We start from the raw sequence: 19,703 nt of genomic DNA, 5'->3' as shown, positions 1-19,703 counted from the left end.
ACCGCGACGACGCGTCTTGGGAAAGACACACCGGTCACTTGTGCGGTAGGTCAATCGTGGTGCCTAGCGACCCTGTGTCCAGTGTTCACTGCTTGAGCGGGCATCAGGGGCTTTCCTTCCAGGGGGGTGCGGAGTTGGTGCCCCAGTGCCGTGATGCGGCACTGGGGCGGGTTGGTCACAGTCGGGAGGTTCCGCGGACTATGTCGCCTTCGATGTAGGTGAATCCGTCTCCTCGGCCGTCACGGAGCGCGAAGTGGTAGTCCGCTTGGATCCAGACGGTATCGAAGTGTCCGGCGTCGGTGAGTGTGCCGAGTAGGTCTCGGTCGGCCCCGTTGGGGAAGAACGCGACTCCGGATGAGGGCGGGTAGTAGCGGCCCAGGGTGTCGATCAGCGTTTCGACGCTCCGGCATTCGGCGGCCGCGTCGAGGGCCTTGTCGTAGATGGTCCAGTAGTCGTCGTTGTCGTTGACGGTCATGACTTTTGCTCCTCTGTCTGGTCGATCGGTGGTGGGCGTGGCGGGTCAGTAGTCCTCGTCCCACCGCTCCCCTGCGTAGGTGGGGTCGAAGTCGGCGGGCGCGTGGGCCGGGTAGCGGCGTCGGAGGTCGTCCTCGAGGTCGAGGCGGTCTTGCCAGTGCTTGTCGCATCTCGGGTGCGCTACTCCGGTTCCGGACAGTGCGTCCCGGTATTCGACGTCGCCGGTGCAGTCGGGTCCGTCCGCGATGCAGGTGACGGTCTCGGTGTTCGTGGTCTCGGTCATAACTGTTGCTGCCCTTCGGAACTGGTGCCGGGTCGGTCTTGCGTCCTCCCCCCGTTTTTTCGCCGTTTCTGGCGTGAGGAGAGAAGGCAGCGCACGGGGCCGACGGGGCAACCCTTCGGCCGGACAGTTTTCGTGGGAGCGGAGCGAGCACGGGACGAAAAGTGTTCGGAGCCTTCGGTCGTAGCGCAGCGGAGCGAGGGGTTGAGGCGGCGGGCACGGGTGATGAATGCTCGCCGGTAGCCAGAACCGCTGTGAAAAAACGTCTGTGCTCTTTCCACGGTGCGGAGCGAAGCGGAGCTCGATTCGGTGGACACCGTAGGTGGCCTGATCCGCCGGCCGGAACATTTCGGCCGGCGAATCTCCCGGTGCACCTAGGCGGCTGCCCCGGTCCCGGTGTCCTCGCCGTCGTCCGACTCGGCGTCGGCAGGGTCGAGGGCGTCGGCCAGATCGTGGACAGCGGTCAGTACTGCTTTCGCGGTGGCGGTGACCTGCTCGGGGTCTCCTGCTGCCCATCCGGCGATGTAGCCGACGCTGTAGGCGCTGGTGTCGAGTCCGAGCATCCCGGCCAGGACGTATGCGACGGATTCGGCTTCGACTTCCATCCGGCCCCGGTGCAGGTCTTTGCGGGCTTCGGGGCCGATGAGGTCGGGTGCGTGCATGATTGCGTGCGCTGCCTCGTGGATCATCGTTTTCGCGGCCGCTGCGGGTTCTAACGCTGCGTCGACGACGATCCGGTGGGAGCCGTCGGTGGTGGTGTAGCCGTTCGCGCTGCTGGCGATCGCCTCGCGGGTGACGGTCCATCCACGCCCGGTCATGATCGCGGCGACGCGGTCGTAGATCGCGTCCGGATCGGCGCCGGTGAGCAGCTGGGCGATTTCCTCGGGCTGGGGGTGTCCCTCGATCGGGTCGGTTTGGGAGTGGTCGAACACCGACAGAATCGGGAAGGTGGGCACCTTGCGGGTCTCTTCGTCGCCGGTGGCGGGGTCGGTCTCGGTGACGGTGCGGGAGCTGTAGCCGTAGATCCGGATTGCTCTCTCGCCCTTACGAACCTGCCGTCCGCGCTGTTGCCACGCGCGGAATCCGGCGACCTGCGTTGCCTCTGGTTTCTGACTGAGGATCAACAGGACATTATTGAAAAAGGATGCGGAATAGCATCAGATGCACGATCGCCGCCCCGCCCGTTGCAGCCGACACGATCTCACCATGAACCGACGCCCGTTGTGGCCGCACCGGCACGCCATCCGATTCGAGGGCAGACTCGCTCGTATGAAGGTGGAAATCTTGTACTTCGACGGGTGCCCGAACTGGCAGGAAGCTGCGGACCGGGTTCGCGCTGCGGCCAGCCTGATCGGACAGTCGGACATCGAGATCGGTCACCGGCTGATCTCGTCCGACGCCGAGGCAGCGGCGTCGGCCTTCGCCGGCTCACCGACCATCCTTGTCGACGGCGTCGATGCCTTCGACGATGCCGTGCAACTGACCGAACTCGCCTGCCGCGTCTACTCGACCGACCGCGGCCTGGCGGGTCTGCCGACCGTCGACCAACTCGCCGCGTCGCTGCAATCGAAAGGCGAAGCGCTGCAACGATGAACGCAGCGAAGGGTCGCGTCCCGCCGCCCCGGTCGAACACTGAGCGGTAGCGCCCGCGCGGCGACCAGTGAACCTCGACCTGCACGCACTCCCCTAAGGCACGGCAGCGTTCACTCCCTCGTGGCGTTCGCCGGCGTTAGTGTTGCCCATGGCTATGTCCAGAGCGGTCCCCGCGCTGCCGGTACGGCACATCGAGACCGCGATCGCCGTCTACACCCGCGCCTTCGGCTTCACGGCGCAGTACTCCGATCCCACCTTCGCCAAGCTCACTCGAGACGACGTCGAGATCCACCTGTGGGCCTCCGACGACGACAGCTGGACCACCCGCACCGACCCTGCGCCGTGGCCGGTGTGCAGCGGAGCGGAGACCTTCCTCGCCGGAACGGCCAGTTGCCGCATCACCGTCGACGAGATCACGGAACTGTACGACGAACTCTCGCGCGCGGGCGTTCTGCACCCGGCAGACGCCGGCCACCCCGTCGCGACGGACTGGGGGACGACGGAATTCGCGACCGTCGACGGCGATGGGAACCTGCTCACGTTCTCCACGAACACTATTCGGACCGAAAGCCCGGTCGTCGACGGTGACGGTGACGCTGTCACCACTTCCTGACCGGCGGAGCCGTTGATCACCACGCATCCATCGGCGTCATCACGAAACTTGCATTGGATGCATGATACGTTCATGCGATGTCGGCCATGGATACCGTCGGGTCCGGCGCTTCTCGCGCCGGGGGGTCGGCAGATCACCTGATGCGAGACGGTCTGTCGCTGCTCGCGCCCGAGGAGACCGTGCTCGCGGCGATGATCGAAGGGTGGGAGCAACAGCAGCGCTCGCGGATGCTCGCGAACCTGACCATCGAGCGGCGGACACAGATCGTGCGCCGGTTGGTGGTCTTCACCAACGACTACCCGTGGCAGTGGTCGTCGGCGGACGTCGAGGAGTGGACGACGCATCTGGTGGAGTCGGGAGCCGCGCATTCGACGGTGCGGCTGTATCAGATGGCGGCATCGCTTTTCTGCAGCTACATCTCCGACGTCCGCTACCGGTGGCACGAGGTCTGTGAGCGGCACTTCGGGGTGCACCCGGTGCAGATCTTCCACGAGTGGAACATGGTCGTGCACCGCAGCGACTATGAAGGGCGACCCGGCAATCGGCCGCTGACCCGCGACGAGCTGCAGGCGTTCTTCGACTACTGCGACACCCGGGTGAACCGGGTCGGCGCCTCCGGCCGCAAAGGATGGCTGGCGAGCTATCGCGACGCCACGCTGTTCAAGGTGATCTACGCCTGGGGCCTACGCCGCCGGGAGGCCTCGATGCTCGACACCGTCGACTGGACCGCCAACCCCGCGGCCACCGAGTTCGGCCGCTACGGGGCGCTGTCGGTGCGCCACGGCAAAGCCCTCTCCGGCGGACCGCCGCGGCGCCGCACGGTCCTGACCACCATGGAATGGGCCGCCGAGGCCGTCGACGAGTGGGTCACCGAGATCCGGCCCCTCTACGACTCCGACCAACTCGCCCTCTGGCCCACCGAGCGCAGCGCACGGGTGGGAGCGGTGTCGATCTCCCAACGGTTCGCCGAGTACCGCGACGCCGTCGGGCTCGAGAAGCACCTCGGCCCGCACTGTCTGCGCCACTCGTATGCGACACATCTGCTCGAGGACGGGTTCGATCACCTCTTCGTCCAACAACAACTCGGACACTCCTGGGGATCGACCACCGCGATCTACACCAGCGTCGGCACCGATTACAAGAACAACGCCCTCCGACGAGCACTGAGTCGGGCGTTCACCACCGCGAGCACCGACGAGGAGAACTGATGCCGCACCCGCAGCTGAACTACCAGTGGCATCTGCGCCGCCTCCTGGCCGACCAGGGCATCTTCGCGACCACCGGACTCGGACCCCTCCTCGCCGAACGGGGCATCACACTCTCCGAAGCACAGGTGTATCGCCTGGTCACCGGGACACCCGAACGTCTGAGCCTGCGCACGCTGATGGCACTGTGCGACATCCTCACCTGCACACCCAACGACCTCATCGAACCGATCGCCGAACCCGCCACAGGGACCGCGACCGGAACATCGACACACCGCCCCGACACCGCTGCCGCGACCACCCGCGCCAAGACCCGCACACCACGACGCGCCGACATCCGGCGACAGTGATCGCAGGACGGTGTCGCATCTGCACCACCGCCGAGGTTCGCGGCATGACGGTGTGCGACCGCTGCAGAAAACGAGCCACGCAGCACCGCGGTACGTGCGCCGGCTGCAGAAAGCCGGACAAACTGTTGGACGACGCCGACACCTGCCGGTGGTGCCGCCAGAAGGCGCGTCGCACCTGCACCTGTTGCGATGCAACAGGATCAGCTCTCACCGGCGCCGAAGGCGACACCCTCTGTCACCGGTGCACACTGACCCGCCGCCTCGACGCGATAATCCCTCCTCATGCCGACGGCCCCCTCGCACCGCTGCGGCAGCCGCTCCTGCACGCCGAACCCGTCACCACCCGCCGGTGGCTGATCCGCACCACACCCCTGCTGCTCTCCATCCAGGACGGCAGCACAGCCCTCACACACACCTCGTTCGACACCCTCCCGCACCCGAAGTCGGTCGAGCACCTGCGCTCACTCCTCGTCGCCACCGGCATCCTCGGCCCGGACCTCGACCGCAGCCTGCGCCGCCTCGAAGCCCAACTCCCCCAACTACTGAGCAGCCTGACCCCGAACCACCGCGCACTCCTGACCCGGTGGACACAGTGGGCCGTACTCCCCAGATTGCGCGCGGCGACCGAGAAGCGGGAAGGCCATGTCGGCGCCCAGAACGCTCGCTCACAGATTCGCCAATCGGCACTGTTCCTCGACTTGCTGCAGCAGCGCTCGACAGAGCTCGGCGAGTGCACACAACACGACATCGACACCTGGTTCAGCGCGCCTGGAGCCGCCCACTGGCGCGTGCGGTCCTTCCTGACGTGGGCACGACGCAACCGGCACCTACCCCGCACACTCACCCTCCCCTCGAGCTACCGAGGCCGAGCGGAAGTCCCCACCGACGACGACGAGAGGTGGCAGATCTGCCGACGCCTCGTCCACGACGAGTCTCTGGACCCCGCCGACCGGCTCGCCGGCGCCTTGATCGCGCTGTTCGCCCAACCACTGACCCGTATCGCCGGACTCACCACTGCCCACGTCACCGAAACCGACGCCGGGGTGGAACTGCGGCTCGGCAGCGCCGACACGCTTCTGCTACCGGATCCGTTCGCCCAGATCGCACTGCAACTACCCCGACCACGACGCGCAGGAACCGCCGAGCAGATACCTCAGACATGGCTCTTCCCCGGTCACCGTGCTGACATACCACTCACGGCGACGGCGCTCGGTAACCGGTTGCGTCGCATCGGTATCAGTCCGCAGGCCCTGAGACTGTCCGCCATCGCCCACCTCACCCGAGAGCTCCCACCGAGCGCACTCGCCGCGATGCTGGGTCTGAACGCACACACCGTCGCGCAGCACACGCTCCGAGCCAGCGGCCAATGGGCGAACTACGCCGCCGACCGCCACTCCTGAGTCTCGCTATTCGCAGGGTCGAATACGGCAACCCTGCCAGTGCTGTAGGAGTGGAACGAGGCCACGTGATCGAGGTACGCGCGCCACGTGTCGGAGCTGGTCAGCTCGGCTACCTTGTCGGTGATCGAGGCGTGCAGTGATGCCGCGAGTTCGCGGCGTGCTTCGGCCTTGTCCGCTGTGCTGGTCTTGGTCCGTGATGCCATGACTGGCCCCTCTCCCTCGTGACCGGTCCCCCGGCCTGCTCTGCCAATTTCTTGTCGCCGTCATCTGGCGTGAGGAGAGACAGCAGCGCACGGGAACGACGGGGCAACCCCGCGGCCGGACAGTTTTCGTGGGAGCGCAGCGAGTACGGGACGAAAAGTGTTCGGAGCCTTCGGCCGTAGCGCAGCGGAGCGCGGGGTTGAGGCGGCGGGCCCGGGTGATGCAGTATCGCCGGGAGCCAGATGTGCGACAAGAAATCGATGTCTTTCGCGGTGCGGTGCGGTGCGGAGCGCAGCGGAGTTCGGTTCGGTGGACGCCCGCAGGGTGGCCGGCACCGCCGGCAGGCGGAATGCGAGACCGCTCGTCGACGTCGGCAGGTGACCACCTCCACCTGAGGAGCTCGCCCGGTGACTGTGCGGAGCGACGGAGACAGGCCACGCTCGGTGTCGCGGCAGCTCGTAGACCCTGGATACATTCTTTTGTCGAACATTTATCTATTGCGCGCAATTAATCGCGAATATCCGGAAAAGAATCAGAGATATCCGTTGCTTTATTCCGGTAATAATTCGCGCTTGATAAGTACGTGATTAAACTTATAAACCGGCCTTGACCTGGCGATACGGGGCCACCGTGCATTCATCGAGAGGGTTGCGGAAAGGCCCTCGATATGAGACTCTGATGGAGGCGAAGCAACCGCTGAGCCAAGATATCGAGAATCCAACCGAAAGGCCGATATGCCACACGTGTGCGCAAATCACCCCAACAACGGGACGGAATTTCACTACGAAGGGAAAGTATTATGGCTGCAGAAAAGAATGATGGGTCCGAGACCGGGCGAGCAGGCTGGAGAGGATGGTTCGCGAGGTTCAGGGGTTCACGACCCGTGAGGACCTTGTCGACACTGGCGCAGGTGCAGTGGCGGATTCAGCTGGTGTGCAACATGTTCGGTGTCGATGCGCCGTGGCAGGGTGACGAGGTTTCGCCTCCTGTGTGGGCAATGCTGCTGGCGGTCTGGGATGTGGTGGGTCCGTGGGTTCACGGGGCCGTTGACTTGCTGATTGCTTTGTTGCAGTAGTTCTATGGCTGATAGGTAGAAGCACCAGGAGCCGGTGGCCGTTCGTGGTCACCGGGCTTTTGGTTGTAGGGGTTGGCGGATTCAGGAGTGTCGCGCGTGGGGACTGCGGTCGTTGGCCGTGGCGTTCGTTCCGGTTGGGGCTGGGCGTTGTTCAGTTCCACGAGTGCGAGGAGTCGCGCTGTGTTCGCTGCGATTTCCGCTGGTAGCGGTGGGCCGGTGAGTGTTCTGATTCGCATGAGGGAAAGCATTGCAGTGGGTACCGACAGAGTTGTTCTCTCGCAACGCTTTCAGGCCTGCAGTCCCCTGATCATAGGTAGAGCAGGTGGGTGGCGGTGCCGTCGAAGTGTTCGAGGTTGTCGAGCACGCCGGTGTAGTTGCCGGGTCGGCAGGCTCCGAGGCTGACGATGAGGGCGCAGGCTTCGTCGATGGTGACGAGGTAGGTCGGTGGGGTGTTGGTGGGGCTGGCGTCTGCGTGGGCCTGGGCGTCGAGGAGGGCGTAGCGGACTGCGTCGGCGGCGGCGCGTTTCGCTGCGTCGAGGCTTGGTTCTGCTCCTGCGGCGGTGATGGTTTCGGGTTGGCGGTCGGGTCGTGTGGTGACGGTCCAGGTGATCATCGGAAGTTGTGCCCTTCGGTCGGTGGGCCGGGCGGCCTGTGGTGCGTGGTTCTTCCAGCATCGCGTACCGAGCGCCAGCGAGGTCCGCGATGCGCAGGCATTTTCCGGAATCTGGGGACAGAAGATTCGCCTGTGGATGGAGATGACTCGGCCCCGGAACCGTGTCGGGTCCGGGGCCGGGGGCCTGAGAGCGTCTTAGAGGCGTCGACGCCAGGGTGCAGCCATGTCTTCCTGGTGTTCGCGTTCGGCGTCGTCGAATGCGTCGGTCAGGGTGGTCGGGTCGCTCGTGTACTGGTCGCCGTCGGTGAAGATCGCGACGGCCATGCGGTGCACGTTGCGGAGCTCGTCGAGCATGGTGACGTAGCCGAGGCGGTCGATGATGCGCCAGGTGACCGGTCCCATGTGGACCTCGACCCAGTGCATGGTGCGCCGCCGGGCTGGGACGTACTGCTCGCGCGGGGTGACGGCGGTTTCCGGTGGCGCGATCCAGACCACGGACATGGCGGCGCGGGCGTAGTCGTCGCCCGGCCCCCCGGGCTTGGGCGCTTGGTTGTCGATCCGGCCGATGAAGGTTCGGGCGTCGGCGAGCCCGGCGATGAACGCGTGGACGGCGGCGGCAGAGCGGAAGGTCATCATCAGTCGGTTGAAGGTGACGATCATCTGGGCCTCGTCGGTGGCGGGCGCGTGGATGTTGACCACGGCTTTCTGGCGGCCGACGATGGTGGCGGTGGTGTGGGTGACCACTGCGCCGTAGTTGTCGGTGTCGGTGCTGCTGTGGGCTTTCTGGGCGGTGGTCCTCGACATCTCGCGCTCCTCTGCTCAACGTGGCGAACCTCGGTGGCCTGCCAATTTTTTTGCCGTTCTGGCAGAGGAGAGTTGGACCGGCATGAGGGGGCCGGAGTGCAATGGTCGGGCCGGAAAGTTTTCAGCCGCAGGCGTCTGTGAAAAGTTTCCGGAGCCCCTTGGGGCCGGGAGCGCAGCGGACGCCGGCGGTTGCGCGGAGGTCACCGCCGGTCAAAATCGGAAGGCCAGAAGGGGAAACAAGAATTTTTCACAGGACGGAGCGCAGCGGAGTTCGATTCGGTGGACGCCCGCAGGGTGGCCCGGTCCTACGCGAGCCGCTGAGCCCCTCTTGGGCAACGGACAAGGCCCGCACCCTGTGTCGGGTGCGGGCCTTGTCGGTCTGCGGCTGGTGCCTGTGTCAGGGCTGCTCTGCCGGTGGGGTGGTCGGGCGCCCTTCGGCAGCGTCGCGGATCCACTGGGGTACCTCGAGGCCGTCACGTTCGTACAACGCGACCGATGCCCGTGCTGCGGCCCGCGCTACCTGTGGTCGGGCGGCGGTAGTGCGCTTCTCGGTGGTGGTCATCGTGGGTCCTCCTGCTCGTTCTGGTTGTCAGTGTCCTCGGTTTGTGCCGGTGACGCCAGTGCTCGCCACAACGCCCGGGTCGCGACGGCGCGCAGCACGTCTCGTTCGGTTCGGGTGATGAGCGGCGAATCGGTCACCGGTGTGTAGATATCCCAGCCCAGTGCGGCTTCGGCCTCGGCCTCGCTGGTGGTGCGTTCTAAGCACCAGGTGATCCGTTGCCAGGCCTGGGCGCGTTTGTCGGCCACGGTGCGTTGACGGACGGTCAGGGCGACGCCGACGACGGCGAGGACGCCGACGATCAGGGTGACCCATGCTTGAGCGGGCATCAGGGGCGTTCCTTCCAGGTGGTGCGGGGTTGGTGGCCCCGGTGCCGTCTGGCACCGGGGCGGTCGGTTACCGGCGTGAGGTTCCGCGGACGATGTCGCCTTCGATGTAGGTGAATCCGTCTCCGCGGCCGTCACGGAGTGCGAAGTGGTAGTCCGCGTGGATCCAGACGGTAGCGAAGTGTCCGGCGTCGGTGAGGGTGCCGAGTAGGTCGCGGTCGGCTCCGTTGGGGAAGAACGCGACTCCGGACGAGGGCGGGTAGTAGCGGTTCAGGGTGTCGATCAGGGATTCGACGCTCCGGCATTCTGCGGCCGCGTCGAGGGCCTTGTCGTAGGTAGTCCAGTGGTCGTCGTTGTCGTTGGTGGTCATGGCTTGTGCTCCTCGGTCTGGTCGGTCGGATGGGTGTGGAGAGCGTGGCGGGTCAGTAGTCCCCGTCCCAGCGCTCCCCTGCGTAGGTGGGGTCGAAGTCAGCGGGTACGTGGGCCGGGTAGCGGCGGCGGAGGTCGTCCTCGAGCTCGAGACGGTCTTGCCAGTGCTTGTCGCACCTCGGATGCGATACCCCGGTTCCGGACAGTGCGTCCCGGTATTCGACGTCGCCGGTGCAATCGGGGCCGTCCGCGATGCAGGTGACGGCGTCGGTGTTCGTGGTCTCGGTCATAACTGTTGCTGCCCTTCGGAACTCGTGCCGGGTCGGCGTTGCGTCCTCCCCCGCGTTCTTTCGCCGTCATCTGGCGTGGGGAGAGTAGGCGGCGCACGGGAACGGCGTCCTGCCCCTGAGCCGGGAAGTTTTCAGCCGGAGGCGTTCGTGAAAAGTTCTCGGCGCCCGCAGGGCCGGAGCGCAGCGGAGTCAGGGGTGGGTAAGCCGGGCACGGGTGACGCAGACTCGCCGGCAGCCAGATGCCCGAAAGAACGAAGCTCGTCTACGGTGCGGAGCGCAGCGAAGCTCCACTCAGGGGACACCGCAGGTGGCCGGCACCGCCGGCAGGCGGAATGCGCGACCGCTCGTCGGTGTCGTCAGATGGCTACCTTCCACCTGTGGAGCACTTCGGGTAACTGTGCGGGAGCGACGCGGACCGACCACGCTCGGTGTCGCGGTAGCGCCGCGAGGCTCGCTGGTGAGGCATACTTCTATGTGCCCCAACAGGGCTAATGCTTCAGAGTATTGATAAAACTATCTATAGTTCTTGCAACGAAGCTGGATAGTTTGCTACCTTCTCGGCATGACAACAAACGAAGACACAGTGGCAGTGTTCACCGGCAAGAGCCTCGACTCGATTCTGGGTGAGGGTGGGTCTCAGTCGTGGAAACTGGATGCAGCGCGAGCCAGGAAGTGCCAGTACGTGGTGTGCACGCAGAACGCACACAACGTCGAGGCGTACGCGGACGGCACCGAAGATCACGGCAGCGCCTTTTTGGTCGGGCGGATCTCTCGGATTGTTCCCGCAACGGCCGGCGACCCCGCCCGGTGGAAGATTCAGTTCAGCGAATTTGCTCGGATCAGTGTTCCCGATATCTGGACCGGCGACCGAAATCCGGTGCGGTACACCACGTTGGACGATCTGGGGATCGACCTGACCGATGCAAAGTTCGAGAAATTCGACGATCAGTCCACGAGCACGCAAGCACCGACGACGGAGGTCGCCGCGTTGACGATCCGGCAGGCGAAGGCCGGTCTGGCGAAGACGTACGACGTCGATGTCGACGCCATCGAGATCGTTATCCGCGGATAGCCGAACGTCCGCCTGACTGAAACGGGCAGCACCGGACCGTGTGTCGACTGCCTCACCCTCGCCCGTACGACGAACTGTGGTCGTCGAAGACGAGATCTGCGCAAATGGGTCGGCGGTGGCCGGTAACGTCCGCTCTCATCGACCCAGAAGGGATCCACCGTAATGGCGACGACGGACGCAGACGATGTCGAGGTGCTCGTCGAGTACCTCACGGCTGAGATTACTGAGATGCACGCCGCCCCGGACGGATGGCCGGAGCATGTGGAACTGGCGTTGATCGATGCGGTCCTGTCGATCAGAGCGGTCTACGGAGTCTCTGCCGACACGGGCGTACGCGGCGCGATCAAGCGGTACAAGGCCGAGTCCGGCAGGCAAAGTTGGGACGACCTCGGCGTATTGGGTGAGGCCGACCCGCAGTGGCTTCAAACGGTGCTCGACAACAAGCAGAAGACCGGGGGTGTGCCGAAGGCTGAGGCGATCGTCTCTGCTGCCGGCCGGCTCGCAGCGTCGGGCGCGCGCCGCGCATCCGAGATCGATCGGGACTCTGCAGCGCAGCGAGCCGCGTACTGCGAAACTCGCGGCTTGGGCCCGGTGACGTGGGACTACTTCCTCATGCTGGTCGGCCACGACGGCGTCAAAGCCGACACTCTCGTCACTCGATTCGTGGTGGAGGCGTTGGGTCGCAGACTCGGGAGCGAAGAAGTCTCACGGCTGGTGACCGACGCTGCGAGGCGAATGGATATGCCGGTGTCGGCACTCGACCACTCGATCTGGCGGCACATGAGTAGACCTCGGAAGAGCTAGTTGCGTTCACCTGCCCGATCGAGGGAGAATTTTCATGGCCGTCGATTTCGAGTTCATCGGCATCTCGACCCATCGAGTGCGATGCTGCACGACCACCACGGGACCCGGTATGCGTTCGACGTGGCCGAATGCTCGTCGATCGAGCTCACGAACCACTGCGACCCACTCGTGACAGCACCGAAGACTGGCGACGAGCCGTTCACACAGCAGGGGCAGTCGATCGGATCGGACCTTCGCCAGTTCTGGCGTTGGGCGTGCTCGGATCTCATCGGTAACGCTCAACGCGGTGTTCTCGCCGAATACATTGTCGGACTCGCACTCGGATGCGTAGCCGATGGAGTCCGAGTGGAGTGGGATGCTTCTGATCTACTGACCGAAGGGGGAATTCGCGTCGAGGTGAAATCGTCTGCCTACCTGCAAAGTTGGAAGCAGAAGAGGTTGTCGACGATCAGCTTCGGGATCCAGCCGACGAACGGCTGGGACGCGACGACGAACACAATTGCCGCGCAACGGAAGCGGCAGGCCGACGTCTACGTCTTCTGTGTCTTCAAACGAACCGATCGGGCCACCGCCGACCCGCTCGACCTAGACCAGTGGGACTTCTACGTGATGTCTACCCAGCGCCTCAACTCCAGGTTCGGGGAGCAGAAGTCGATTGTGTTGAGCAGTCTGCTCTCGCACGATCCCGTCGAATGTTCGTTCTCCGAACTCGCCAGTGCTGTCCAGGCCGCGGCGCGCGAACAACCCTGACTCCGACCGTGCAGGCTCAGCGGCGACACGCCCCGTCGCACTCGAGGGTTCGACACCGGAACTTTATGCGTCTGCGGCTCTACCAGGAAGACTCCGCTGGGCCACGACCTCTTCCGTGACCGAAACGCCGAAGAGTCCCCGTGGATGGCGGTTGTCGTCGATGTAAGCGGCATACTCGGTCTGATCGTCCCCGACGTTGAGGTGGTTTCGGTAGGTCATGGCGAGTGTGCACGAGGTTATCGAAGCGTTCCGCGGTGAGCCGTCGAATTCGGAGCGGGGCACCAAGTTCGAGCAGCTGATGGTTCGGTACTTCGAGCTCGATCCGACGCTGGCGCAGCAGTACGAGCAGGTGTGGCGATGGATCGACTGGCCCGACCGTCAAGGTAAGGCCGACACCGGCATCGACCTGGTCGCCCGCGAGCGCGACACCGGCGACTACACCGCGATCCAGTGCAAGTTCTACGAACCGACCACCACGTTGAGCAAAGGCGATCTCGACTCGTTCTTCACCGCCTCCGGACAAACATTTCCCACCGCCGATGGGGATCGGTCGTTCACCAACCGCGTGATCATCTCCACCACCGACCGGTGGGGAAAGAACGCCGAAGACGCGATCAATCACCAGACCATCCCCGTCCAACGGATCGGTCTGGCCGAGATCGCCGAGGCCCCGATCGATTGGGACATCGCATGGCCGCAGGGCGAGCTGACGGTCGAGTTGCGTGAAGCGGTCCGCAACGAGCCCCGCGCACACCAGGTCGAGGCGATCGACGCTGTTTTCGCCGGGTTCTCCGCCGGCAACGACCGCGGGAAACTGATCATGGCCTGCGGAACGGGAAAGACGTTCACCGCTCTGAAGATCGCCGAACGCACGGCTGCCGAGGCCGGCGGCAGTGCACGCATCTTGTTCGCGGTCCCTTCCATCTCCTTGCTTTCGCAGACATTGCGAGAGTGGACCGCGCAAACCCAGCTCGACATTCGCGCGTTCGCGGTGTGCTCGGATTCGAAAGTCTCCCGCTCTGCCGAGGACTACAGCACCGTCGACGTCGCGATCCCGGTGACCACCGACCCCGACAACCTCGCATCGCACATGGCGCACCGGAAGCGCTCCAAAGGGCTGACCGTGGTGTTCACCACTTACCAGTCCCTGCCGACGGTCGCTGCGGCGCAAGGGCTGGGGGTGGATGCGTTCGATATGGTGATCTGCGACGAAGCGCATCGCACCACCGGTGTGACCGTCGCCGGCGCGGACGAATCGAACTTCGTCCGGGTTCACGACGCCGAGTTCCTGAAAGCGTCACGCCGGCTGTACATGACGGCCACGCCCCGGATCTTCGACGACGCAGTCAAGGAGAAGGCCGCCGACCACTCCGCCGAGTTGTCGTCGATGGACGATGTCGACATCTTCGGGCCGGAGCTGCACCGATTGTCCTTCGGTGACGCCGTCGAACGGGGGCTGCTCACCGACTACAAGGTCATCGTGCTCACCGTCGACGAGGACCTCGTCGCCGCCCCTATGCAGAAACAGCTCGCCGGCAACTTCGCCGAACTCCAACTCGACGACGCTTCGAAGATCGTCGGCTGCTGGAACGGTCTCGCCAAACGCGCAGGCCGCTCCCCCGACGGAGACGGGTTCGCTGTCGGCGCACCTCCGATGAAGCGGGCCGTCGCGTTCGCCAAGGACATCGCCGCCTCCAAGCAGGTCGCCGAAGTGTTCCCCGACGTCGTCGACGCCTACCGCGCCCTCCTCGACGAGAACGAGAACGACGGCGAACAGGTCGACGCCACCAACCGAGACCTCGTCGTCTCCGCACGCCACGTCGACGGCACATTCAACGCTCTCAAGCGCAACGAGCAACTGTCCTGGCTCAAAGCACCCGTCCCCGAGGGTGAATGCCGCATCCTGTCCAACGCACGCTGCCTGTCCGAGGGCGTCGACGTCCCGGCCCTCGATGCCGTGTTGTTTCTGCACCCCCGCAACTCCGTCGTCGACGTCGTCCAATCCGTCGGCCGTGTCATGCGTCTCTCTCCCGGCAAGGACTACGGGTACATCGTCCTGCCCGTCGCCGTGCCCGCCGGAGTGTCACCTTCGCAGGCCTTGGCGGACAATCGCCGCTTCAAGGTGGTGTGGCAGGTCCTCAACGCGCTACGGGCGCATGATGATCGGTTCAATGCGATGGTCAACTCCATCGCCCTCAACGCCACCACCAAGCAAGCCAAAGCTGGCCAGGGGAACGATCGCCTGCTCGGCGGGCACATCGGCCCCACCACCGACTCCGACGAGACGATCGGCGACGGACACCCTACCCCGGGCACGGATCCGAATCCGGATACCGGCGAAGGTGGGACTGGCGGGGTGGCGTCGCAGATGGCGTTGTTCGCACTCTCGGAGTGGCAGGAAGCGATCTACGCGCGCATCGTCGACAAGGTCGGCACCCGCGTCTACTGGGAACAGTGGGCCGCCGATGTCGCCGACATCGCTGCCGCCCAGATCGCCCGGATCAACGTATTGCTTGACGGTGCTTCCCCCCGGGTGACAGAGCAGTTCGAGAAGTTCCTGAAAGGATTGCGGGACAACCTCAACGACTCGATCAGCCGCCACGACGCGATCAGCATGCTCAGCCAGCATCTGATCACCAAACCGGTGTTCGACGCCTTGTTCGCCGGTCACGACTTTGCAGCCCACAATCCGGTCTCGATCGTCATGCAGCAGATGCTCGACACCCTTGGCGATGCGAATCTCGAATCCGAGACCGCCGGTCTCGACTCGTTTTATGACTCGGTCCGCATTCGGGCCTCCGAGGTGACCAGTGCCGAAGGCAAACAGCAGGTCATCGCCGAGTTGTATGAACGATTCTTCCGCGTTGCGTTCAAAAAGCAGTCCGATGCGCTGGGCATCGTCTACACCCCCGTCGAGATTGTCGACTTCATCCTCCGCGCTGCTGACCACGTCTCGAAGGAGCATTTCGGTAAGGGCCTCACCGACACCGGCGTCCATATCCTCGACCCATTCACCGGCACGGGCACCTTTCTCACCCGACTCCTGCAATCCGGGCTGATTCTTCCCGGTGACCTTGGACGCAAGTATCGGGAAGAGTTGCACGCCAACGAGATCATGCTTCTCGCGTACTACATCGCGGCCGTCAATATCGAGACCACCTACCACGCGTTGACGACCCCCAGCGGCGAGGAAGGTCAGTACGAGTCGTTCGAGGGAATTGTCCTCACCGATACCTTCCAGATGTCCGAAAACGGTGACACCATGGACGCGATCATGTTCCCGCAGAACAACGACCGCGTCATACGTCAGCAGGAAGCTCCGATCAACGTCATTGTTGGTAACCCTCCCTATTCGAAGGGCCAGGACAGCGCGAACGACGACAACGCGAACCTGAGCTATCCAACCCTCGACGCACGTATTGCCGCGACCTACGCCGGACGGTCAACAGCGACAAACAAGAACAGCCTGTACAACTCCTACTACCGCGCCTACCGGTGGGCCACCGACCGCGTCGGCGACCAAGGCATCGTTGCGTTCGTGTCGGCTGGAGGGTGGGTCGACGGCAACACTGCCGACGGAGTCCGCTTGAGCTTCGCTGACGAATTCGCCCACCTTTGGATCTACAACCTTCGCGGCAACCAACGCGCAGCCGGTGAACTCTCTTCTAAGGAAGGTGGCAAGGTATTCGGCTCCGGGAGCCGTTCCACCATAGTCATTTTCGTCGGCGTCAAGGATGCCGCACACTCCGGGCCCGCCCAGATTCACTATCGCGACATCGGCGATTACCTGGATCGGGAAGAGAAACTTCGCATTGCCGAAGTAAGCACCATAAGCAACACGGATTGGCGAGGAATATCGCCAAATAGCTACGGCGACTGGATAACCCAGAGGGACGATGCCTTTGGTTCCTGGCCTGTCATTGGAACGAAGACCCAATCCGATTCGTCGCCAATATTTGCGACTTACGCCTACGCTCTCTTGACGGCACGTGATGCCACCGTCTACAACTTCTCACGGTCGGCACTGCTTGCGAATGTCACAGCTGCAGCCACCGCATACTCCGACGTTCTAGCGGCATATGAACAACAGCGTTCAGCCGACGGAAAACCAAGCGCTGCTGGAGACATCGACCAGTTCTTGTTTGGCTCGCAGAACACCACAACAGCGATCAAATGGTCCGACAGCCTCAAGCGGCACCTCTTGCGCGGTTTGCCGGTGATGTTTGACTCCAGCCAGGCGGTTGAAGCCGCTTATAGACCGTTCAACAGAACAAACCTCTACTTCGATCCGGTTTTGAACCATCGCCGCGGCTTGCTCCCCACTATGTTTCCAACGGGTCTGCACACCAACTACGGACTCCATCTTGTTGCAGCTGGATCCGACAAGCCATTCTCGGTTCTCGCCGTAGGCATGATCCCGGACTTGTCATTTTGGGGTTCTGGAAGCTCACAGTTTTTCCCGCGATACACCTATGAGAACGTGGGGCCTCCCATCGACGGCGTTCTCGATTTCGATTCGACTGCTGATAGTCCGAGTGAGCAAGAAGGGGGCTACCGGCGGGTCGACAACATCACCGACGAGATACTTGATGTCTATCGGACCGCACTGGGCTCTTCCGTGACCAAGGACCAGATCTTTTGGTCGGTGTACGGGCAGTTGCACGTCCCCGGCTACCGGGAAACATACGCGGCGGATCTGAAGAAAATGCTCCCTCACATCCCCACCCCTGAAAGCTTGGGGCGCTTCACGCAGCTCGCCGACGCCGGCGAGCAGCTCGGCACCCTTCATATGCAGTACGAGGACGTCGCCCCTTACCCACTCGATGTCGAAATTAGGGCCGGGGTCGACGAACACGAGCGCGAGACGTGGCGGGTGCAGAAGATGAAGTGGCGCAGCAAGTCCGACCACACCGCAATTGTCTACAACTCGAAGGTGACTATCACCGGAATTCCACTAGAGGCCGAGGAGTACATGCTCGGGGCGAGGTCAGCGCTGGCATGGGTCATCGACCGTTACCAGGTCAAGACCGACAAGACATCGGGCATCGTGAACGATCCGAACTTGTGGTGCGACGAACACGACGACCCCACCTACATAATCGAACTGATCAAGAAAGTCACCACCGTCGCCGTCGAGACAATGCGCGTCGTTCGCGCACTCGACATCGAGAAGGCTTCCTGATGGTCCGGGCTCAGACCATCCAGATCTATCTACCCGGTGGGGATCCCGCCGGCATTCGGGTCGCGAGCCTGACAACCAGGACTGTCCGCGTCTTCGACATCCCACGATCGCTGCTGAGCGAATTTGCGAAGCTCCCGGCATCGACGCAGGTCGGGGTGTACTACCTGTTCGGAGGTAGTGACGACGAACGGACCGCATACATAGGCCAGACTGGCAACGTCGGTAAACGCCTAGGTGAGCACGGCGAGAAGAATTGGACCCGCGCGATGGTTGCAGTGTCGTTAACCAACGAATGGACATCCACCCACGTCTCCTACCTGGAATGGTTGTCGATCCGAACCGCCCAACGCGCAGACCGGTACACGCTGACCAACGGCAACGACGCGAGCAACCCGTTCACACCAGCACCACTCGAAGCAGACTGCCACGAATTCTTGGACACGATCTCCGTCCTGCTGACCACCCTCGGCGCACCCATCCTCGATTCGATCCGTCCAACGAACGAGTCGGGACAGGGCGACGAACCTCCAACCGAGCCTCTTTTCTTCCGTGAGTCCGGATGCGACGCGCAGGGGTACCTGACTCCCGAAGGCATTGTGGTCCGGCGCGGTTCACGCGGCCGACCGGATCTACGTGGCGCAGCTACTGAGCGTGTCAGGACTACCCGCGAGTCTCTTATCGCCAGCGGCCGTGCGGCGATCGAAGATGAGGCTTTCATTTTTCGCGAAGACGAGCTCTTCGACAGTCCATCCGCTGCTGGCGCAGTGCTCGTAGGTGGAAGCAACAATGGACGCATCAGCTGGAAGAACGAAGCCGGCGAAGATCTGAACGTGCTCGAGGCCCGTGAGCTGGCGAGCGCTCAGGCGCAGCGCGAGGCGTCACCGGCGAGCGATTCGGTCGAGGTCGCAGCGGGAGTGCCAACCGCGTAGTTCTCCCCTCAGCTCTAGGATTGCGCAAAATGGCGGTACAGGGTTCGCCGACTCACTCCGAGGACTTCAGCTATGTCGCCGATAGTGCTGCCCTGGTTGCGCATTCGGGTGGCTTCACGCTTGTCAGTTTCAGAAGAGGACTGCACTGTTTCAGAAGTGGACTGCACTACTCACCTCTCGCGACTGCTAGAGCGTCTCGTTCTTCCCTGGCGAGGGTGAGGTTGCTGTAGAGGGCGGATCGTTTCAATCCGGTGTTCTTGCAGAGTGTTTCGATCTTGAACTGACGAGTTTCGTACACCTGAAGCAGATAGGCCCGCTCTTCCTGGGTAAGCGTATGGGGCCGTCCTTTCATCTTGCCGGCGGCAGCGGCCGCGGCGATGGCGGGCGTCGCGCGTGCGGGCTCGGATCAGGTCGGACTCGAATTCGGCCATCAGACCGAGCATTCCGATGAACATTTTGCCCATGGGATCCGCTGGGTCGTAAACCTTGCCGTCGATCAACAGTGCTACTCCCCTAGCGGCGAGGCGGTTCACGGTTTCGTGGAGGTCTCCGGCTGATCGGGAGAGTCTGTCGAGTTTGGTGACGCAGAATTCGTCGCCGTCGCGGCTGGCGTTGATGGCGTTTTCGAGTCCGGGGCGTTTTGCCTGACGGCCGCTGACGGCATGGTCGATATAGACCCGGTCGCGTTCGACGCCGATCTTGGCGAGCAATCCAATTTGGACGGAGGTGTCCTGTCTAGCGGTGCTGCACCGCGCGTACCCGATTTTCATACCCCTCCGGCCTGCTGGACTCGATCTGTCCAGTAGAGACTACG

23 protein-coding genes are annotated in these 19,703 nt (G+C 63.6%); 11 read left to right on the top strand and 12 right to left on the bottom strand.

From position 1 onward, the window contains the following. Positions 1 to 175: 175 nt before the first annotated feature. From AB0P23_RS22925 to AB0P23_RS22915, 3 genes are all read right to left on the bottom strand, one after another. On the bottom strand, positions 176 to 475 hold the full coding sequence (locus AB0P23_RS22925; RefSeq protein WP_032401326.1) for a hypothetical protein: 300 nt from the start codon (positions 473 to 475) through the stop codon (positions 176 to 178). 45 nt (positions 476 to 520) lie between these two features. Further along, complete coding sequence (locus tag AB0P23_RS22920) at positions 521 to 757, bottom strand: hypothetical protein (RefSeq protein ID WP_032401325.1); 237 nt, start codon at positions 755 to 757, stop codon at positions 521 to 523. A 371-nt stretch (positions 758 to 1,128) separates the two neighbouring features. Next, positions 1,129 to 1,878, bottom strand: a complete 750-nt coding sequence (locus AB0P23_RS22915; RefSeq protein ID WP_363799531.1) for an ArdC-like ssDNA-binding domain-containing protein — start codon at positions 1,876 to 1,878, stop codon at positions 1,129 to 1,131. An 82-nt stretch (positions 1,879 to 1,960) separates the two neighbouring features. Here AB0P23_RS22915 and AB0P23_RS22910 point away from each other — a divergent pair, with 82 nt between their 5' ends. The 5 genes from AB0P23_RS22910 to AB0P23_RS22890 all read left to right on the top strand — a co-directional run bounded on the left by AB0P23_RS22910 (position 1,961) and on the right by AB0P23_RS22890 (position 5,915). After that, positions 1,961 to 2,347: an alkylmercury lyase gene (locus AB0P23_RS22910; RefSeq protein ID WP_349290281.1), complete on the top strand. Its 387-nt coding sequence runs from the start codon at positions 1,961 to 1,963 to the stop codon at positions 2,345 to 2,347. Between the two features lie 148 nt (positions 2,348 to 2,495). Next, the gene (locus AB0P23_RS22905; protein WP_052047650.1) at positions 2,496 to 2,960 is read left to right on the top strand and encodes a VOC family protein; all 465 of its coding nucleotides are present in this window, start codon (positions 2,496 to 2,498) and stop codon (positions 2,958 to 2,960) included. Between the two features lie 77 nt (positions 2,961 to 3,037). Next, positions 3,038 to 4,168, top strand: a complete 1,131-nt coding sequence (locus tag AB0P23_RS22900; protein ID WP_241258386.1) for a tyrosine-type recombinase/integrase — start codon at positions 3,038 to 3,040, stop codon at positions 4,166 to 4,168. After that, on the top strand, positions 4,168 to 4,515 hold the full coding sequence (locus AB0P23_RS22895; protein WP_032400201.1) for a helix-turn-helix transcriptional regulator: 348 nt from the start codon (positions 4,168 to 4,170) through the stop codon (positions 4,513 to 4,515). Before AB0P23_RS22900 ends, AB0P23_RS22895 begins: the two co-directional genes overlap by 1 nt. A gap of 125 nt (positions 4,516 to 4,640) precedes the next feature. Continuing rightward, entirely contained in the window at positions 4,641 to 5,915 is a 1,275-nt protein-coding gene (locus AB0P23_RS22890; RefSeq protein ID WP_141215153.1) for a hypothetical protein, read from the top strand. Here the strand turns inward: AB0P23_RS22890 and AB0P23_RS22885 are convergent. Continuing rightward, a complete protein-coding gene (locus tag AB0P23_RS22885) occupies positions 5,891 to 6,118 on the bottom strand; it encodes a hypothetical protein (protein WP_363799529.1) in 228 nt (75 codons plus the stop codon). The genes AB0P23_RS22890 and AB0P23_RS22885 overlap by 25 nt on opposite strands. Positions 6,119 to 6,999: 881 nt before the next feature. Here AB0P23_RS22885 and AB0P23_RS22880 point away from each other — a divergent pair. Further along, entirely contained in the window at positions 7,000 to 7,191 is a 192-nt protein-coding gene (locus AB0P23_RS22880) for a hypothetical protein (protein WP_363799528.1), read from the top strand. Between the two features lie 307 nt (positions 7,192 to 7,498). Here the strand turns inward: AB0P23_RS22880 and AB0P23_RS22875 are convergent, their stop codons facing one another. The 6 genes from AB0P23_RS22875 to AB0P23_RS22850 all read right to left on the bottom strand — a co-directional run bounded on the left by AB0P23_RS22875 (position 7,499) and on the right by AB0P23_RS22850 (position 10,152). Beyond that, on the bottom strand, positions 7,499 to 7,804 hold the full coding sequence (locus AB0P23_RS22875) for a hypothetical protein (protein WP_363799526.1): 306 nt from the start codon (positions 7,802 to 7,804) through the stop codon (positions 7,499 to 7,501). A 195-nt stretch (positions 7,805 to 7,999) separates the two neighbouring features. Then, on the bottom strand, positions 8,000 to 8,608 hold the full coding sequence (locus AB0P23_RS22870) for a hypothetical protein (RefSeq protein WP_363799524.1): 609 nt from the start codon (positions 8,606 to 8,608) through the stop codon (positions 8,000 to 8,002). Positions 8,609 to 9,005: 397 nt separating this feature from the next. Next, positions 9,006 to 9,170, bottom strand: coding sequence for a hypothetical protein (locus AB0P23_RS22865; protein ID WP_155288773.1), 165 nt, complete (start codon positions 9,168 to 9,170; stop codon positions 9,006 to 9,008). Further along, positions 9,167 to 9,496: a hypothetical protein gene (locus tag AB0P23_RS22860; RefSeq protein WP_363799523.1), complete on the bottom strand. Its 330-nt coding sequence runs from the start codon at positions 9,494 to 9,496 to the stop codon at positions 9,167 to 9,169. The genes AB0P23_RS22865 and AB0P23_RS22860 overlap by 4 nt, the downstream gene beginning before the upstream one ends. Positions 9,497 to 9,563: 67 nt before the next feature. Beyond that, entirely contained in the window at positions 9,564 to 9,863 is a 300-nt protein-coding gene (locus AB0P23_RS22855; protein ID WP_363799521.1) for a hypothetical protein, read from the bottom strand. Between the two features lie 52 nt (positions 9,864 to 9,915). Continuing rightward, positions 9,916 to 10,152 (bottom strand): hypothetical protein, encoded by a 237-nt coding sequence (locus tag AB0P23_RS22850; RefSeq protein ID WP_363799519.1) that lies wholly within the window; start codon positions 10,150 to 10,152, stop codon positions 9,916 to 9,918. Between the two features lie 562 nt (positions 10,153 to 10,714). Between AB0P23_RS22850 and AB0P23_RS22845 the strand changes: the two genes are divergently transcribed. From AB0P23_RS22845 to AB0P23_RS22825, 5 genes are all read left to right on the top strand, one after another. After that, the gene (locus tag AB0P23_RS22845; protein ID WP_363799517.1) at positions 10,715 to 11,224 is read left to right on the top strand and encodes a hypothetical protein; all 510 of its coding nucleotides are present in this window, start codon (positions 10,715 to 10,717) and stop codon (positions 11,222 to 11,224) included. A 162-nt stretch (positions 11,225 to 11,386) separates the two neighbouring features. Beyond that, entirely contained in the window at positions 11,387 to 12,028 is a 642-nt protein-coding gene (locus tag AB0P23_RS22840) for a hypothetical protein (RefSeq protein WP_363799516.1), read from the top strand. 168 nt (positions 12,029 to 12,196) lie between these two features. Then, positions 12,197 to 12,778 carry a hypothetical protein gene (locus AB0P23_RS22835; RefSeq protein WP_363799514.1) on the top strand — a complete coding sequence of 194 codons (582 nt, stop codon included), beginning with the start codon at positions 12,197 to 12,199 and terminating at the stop codon, positions 12,776 to 12,778. Between the two features lie 217 nt (positions 12,779 to 12,995). After that, on the top strand, positions 12,996 to 17,960 hold the full coding sequence (locus tag AB0P23_RS22830; RefSeq protein WP_363799512.1) for a DEAD/DEAH box helicase: 4,965 nt from the start codon (positions 12,996 to 12,998) through the stop codon (positions 17,958 to 17,960). After that, positions 17,960 to 18,889: a GIY-YIG nuclease family protein gene (locus tag AB0P23_RS22825; protein WP_363799510.1), complete on the top strand. Its 930-nt coding sequence runs from the start codon at positions 17,960 to 17,962 to the stop codon at positions 18,887 to 18,889. Before AB0P23_RS22830 ends, AB0P23_RS22825 begins: the two co-directional genes overlap by 1 nt. Positions 18,890 to 18,903: 14 nt before the next feature. On the opposite strand, the gene AB0P23_RS22820 is transcribed toward AB0P23_RS22825, so the two are convergent. Together AB0P23_RS22820 and AB0P23_RS22815 are read right to left on the bottom strand one after the other, a co-directional pair. Beyond that, a complete protein-coding gene (locus AB0P23_RS22820) occupies positions 18,904 to 19,035 on the bottom strand; it encodes a helix-turn-helix domain-containing protein (RefSeq protein WP_363799533.1) in 132 nt (43 codons plus the stop codon). 24 nt (positions 19,036 to 19,059) lie between these two features. Further along, positions 19,060 to 19,659 carry a recombinase family protein gene (locus AB0P23_RS22815; RefSeq protein ID WP_363799508.1) on the bottom strand — a complete coding sequence of 200 codons (600 nt, stop codon included), beginning with the start codon at positions 19,657 to 19,659 and terminating at the stop codon, positions 19,060 to 19,062. Positions 19,660 to 19,703: the final 44 nt, after the last annotated feature.

This window comes from Rhodococcus sp. NPDC077669, from assembly GCF_040686915.1.
In the GTDB taxonomy this organism is placed as follows: Bacteria; Actinomycetota; Actinomycetes; order Mycobacteriales; family Mycobacteriaceae; genus Rhodococcoides; species Rhodococcoides fascians.
The sequence above is the reverse complement of the archived record's forward strand: the minus strand, read 5'-3'. Positions and strand labels throughout refer to the sequence as shown.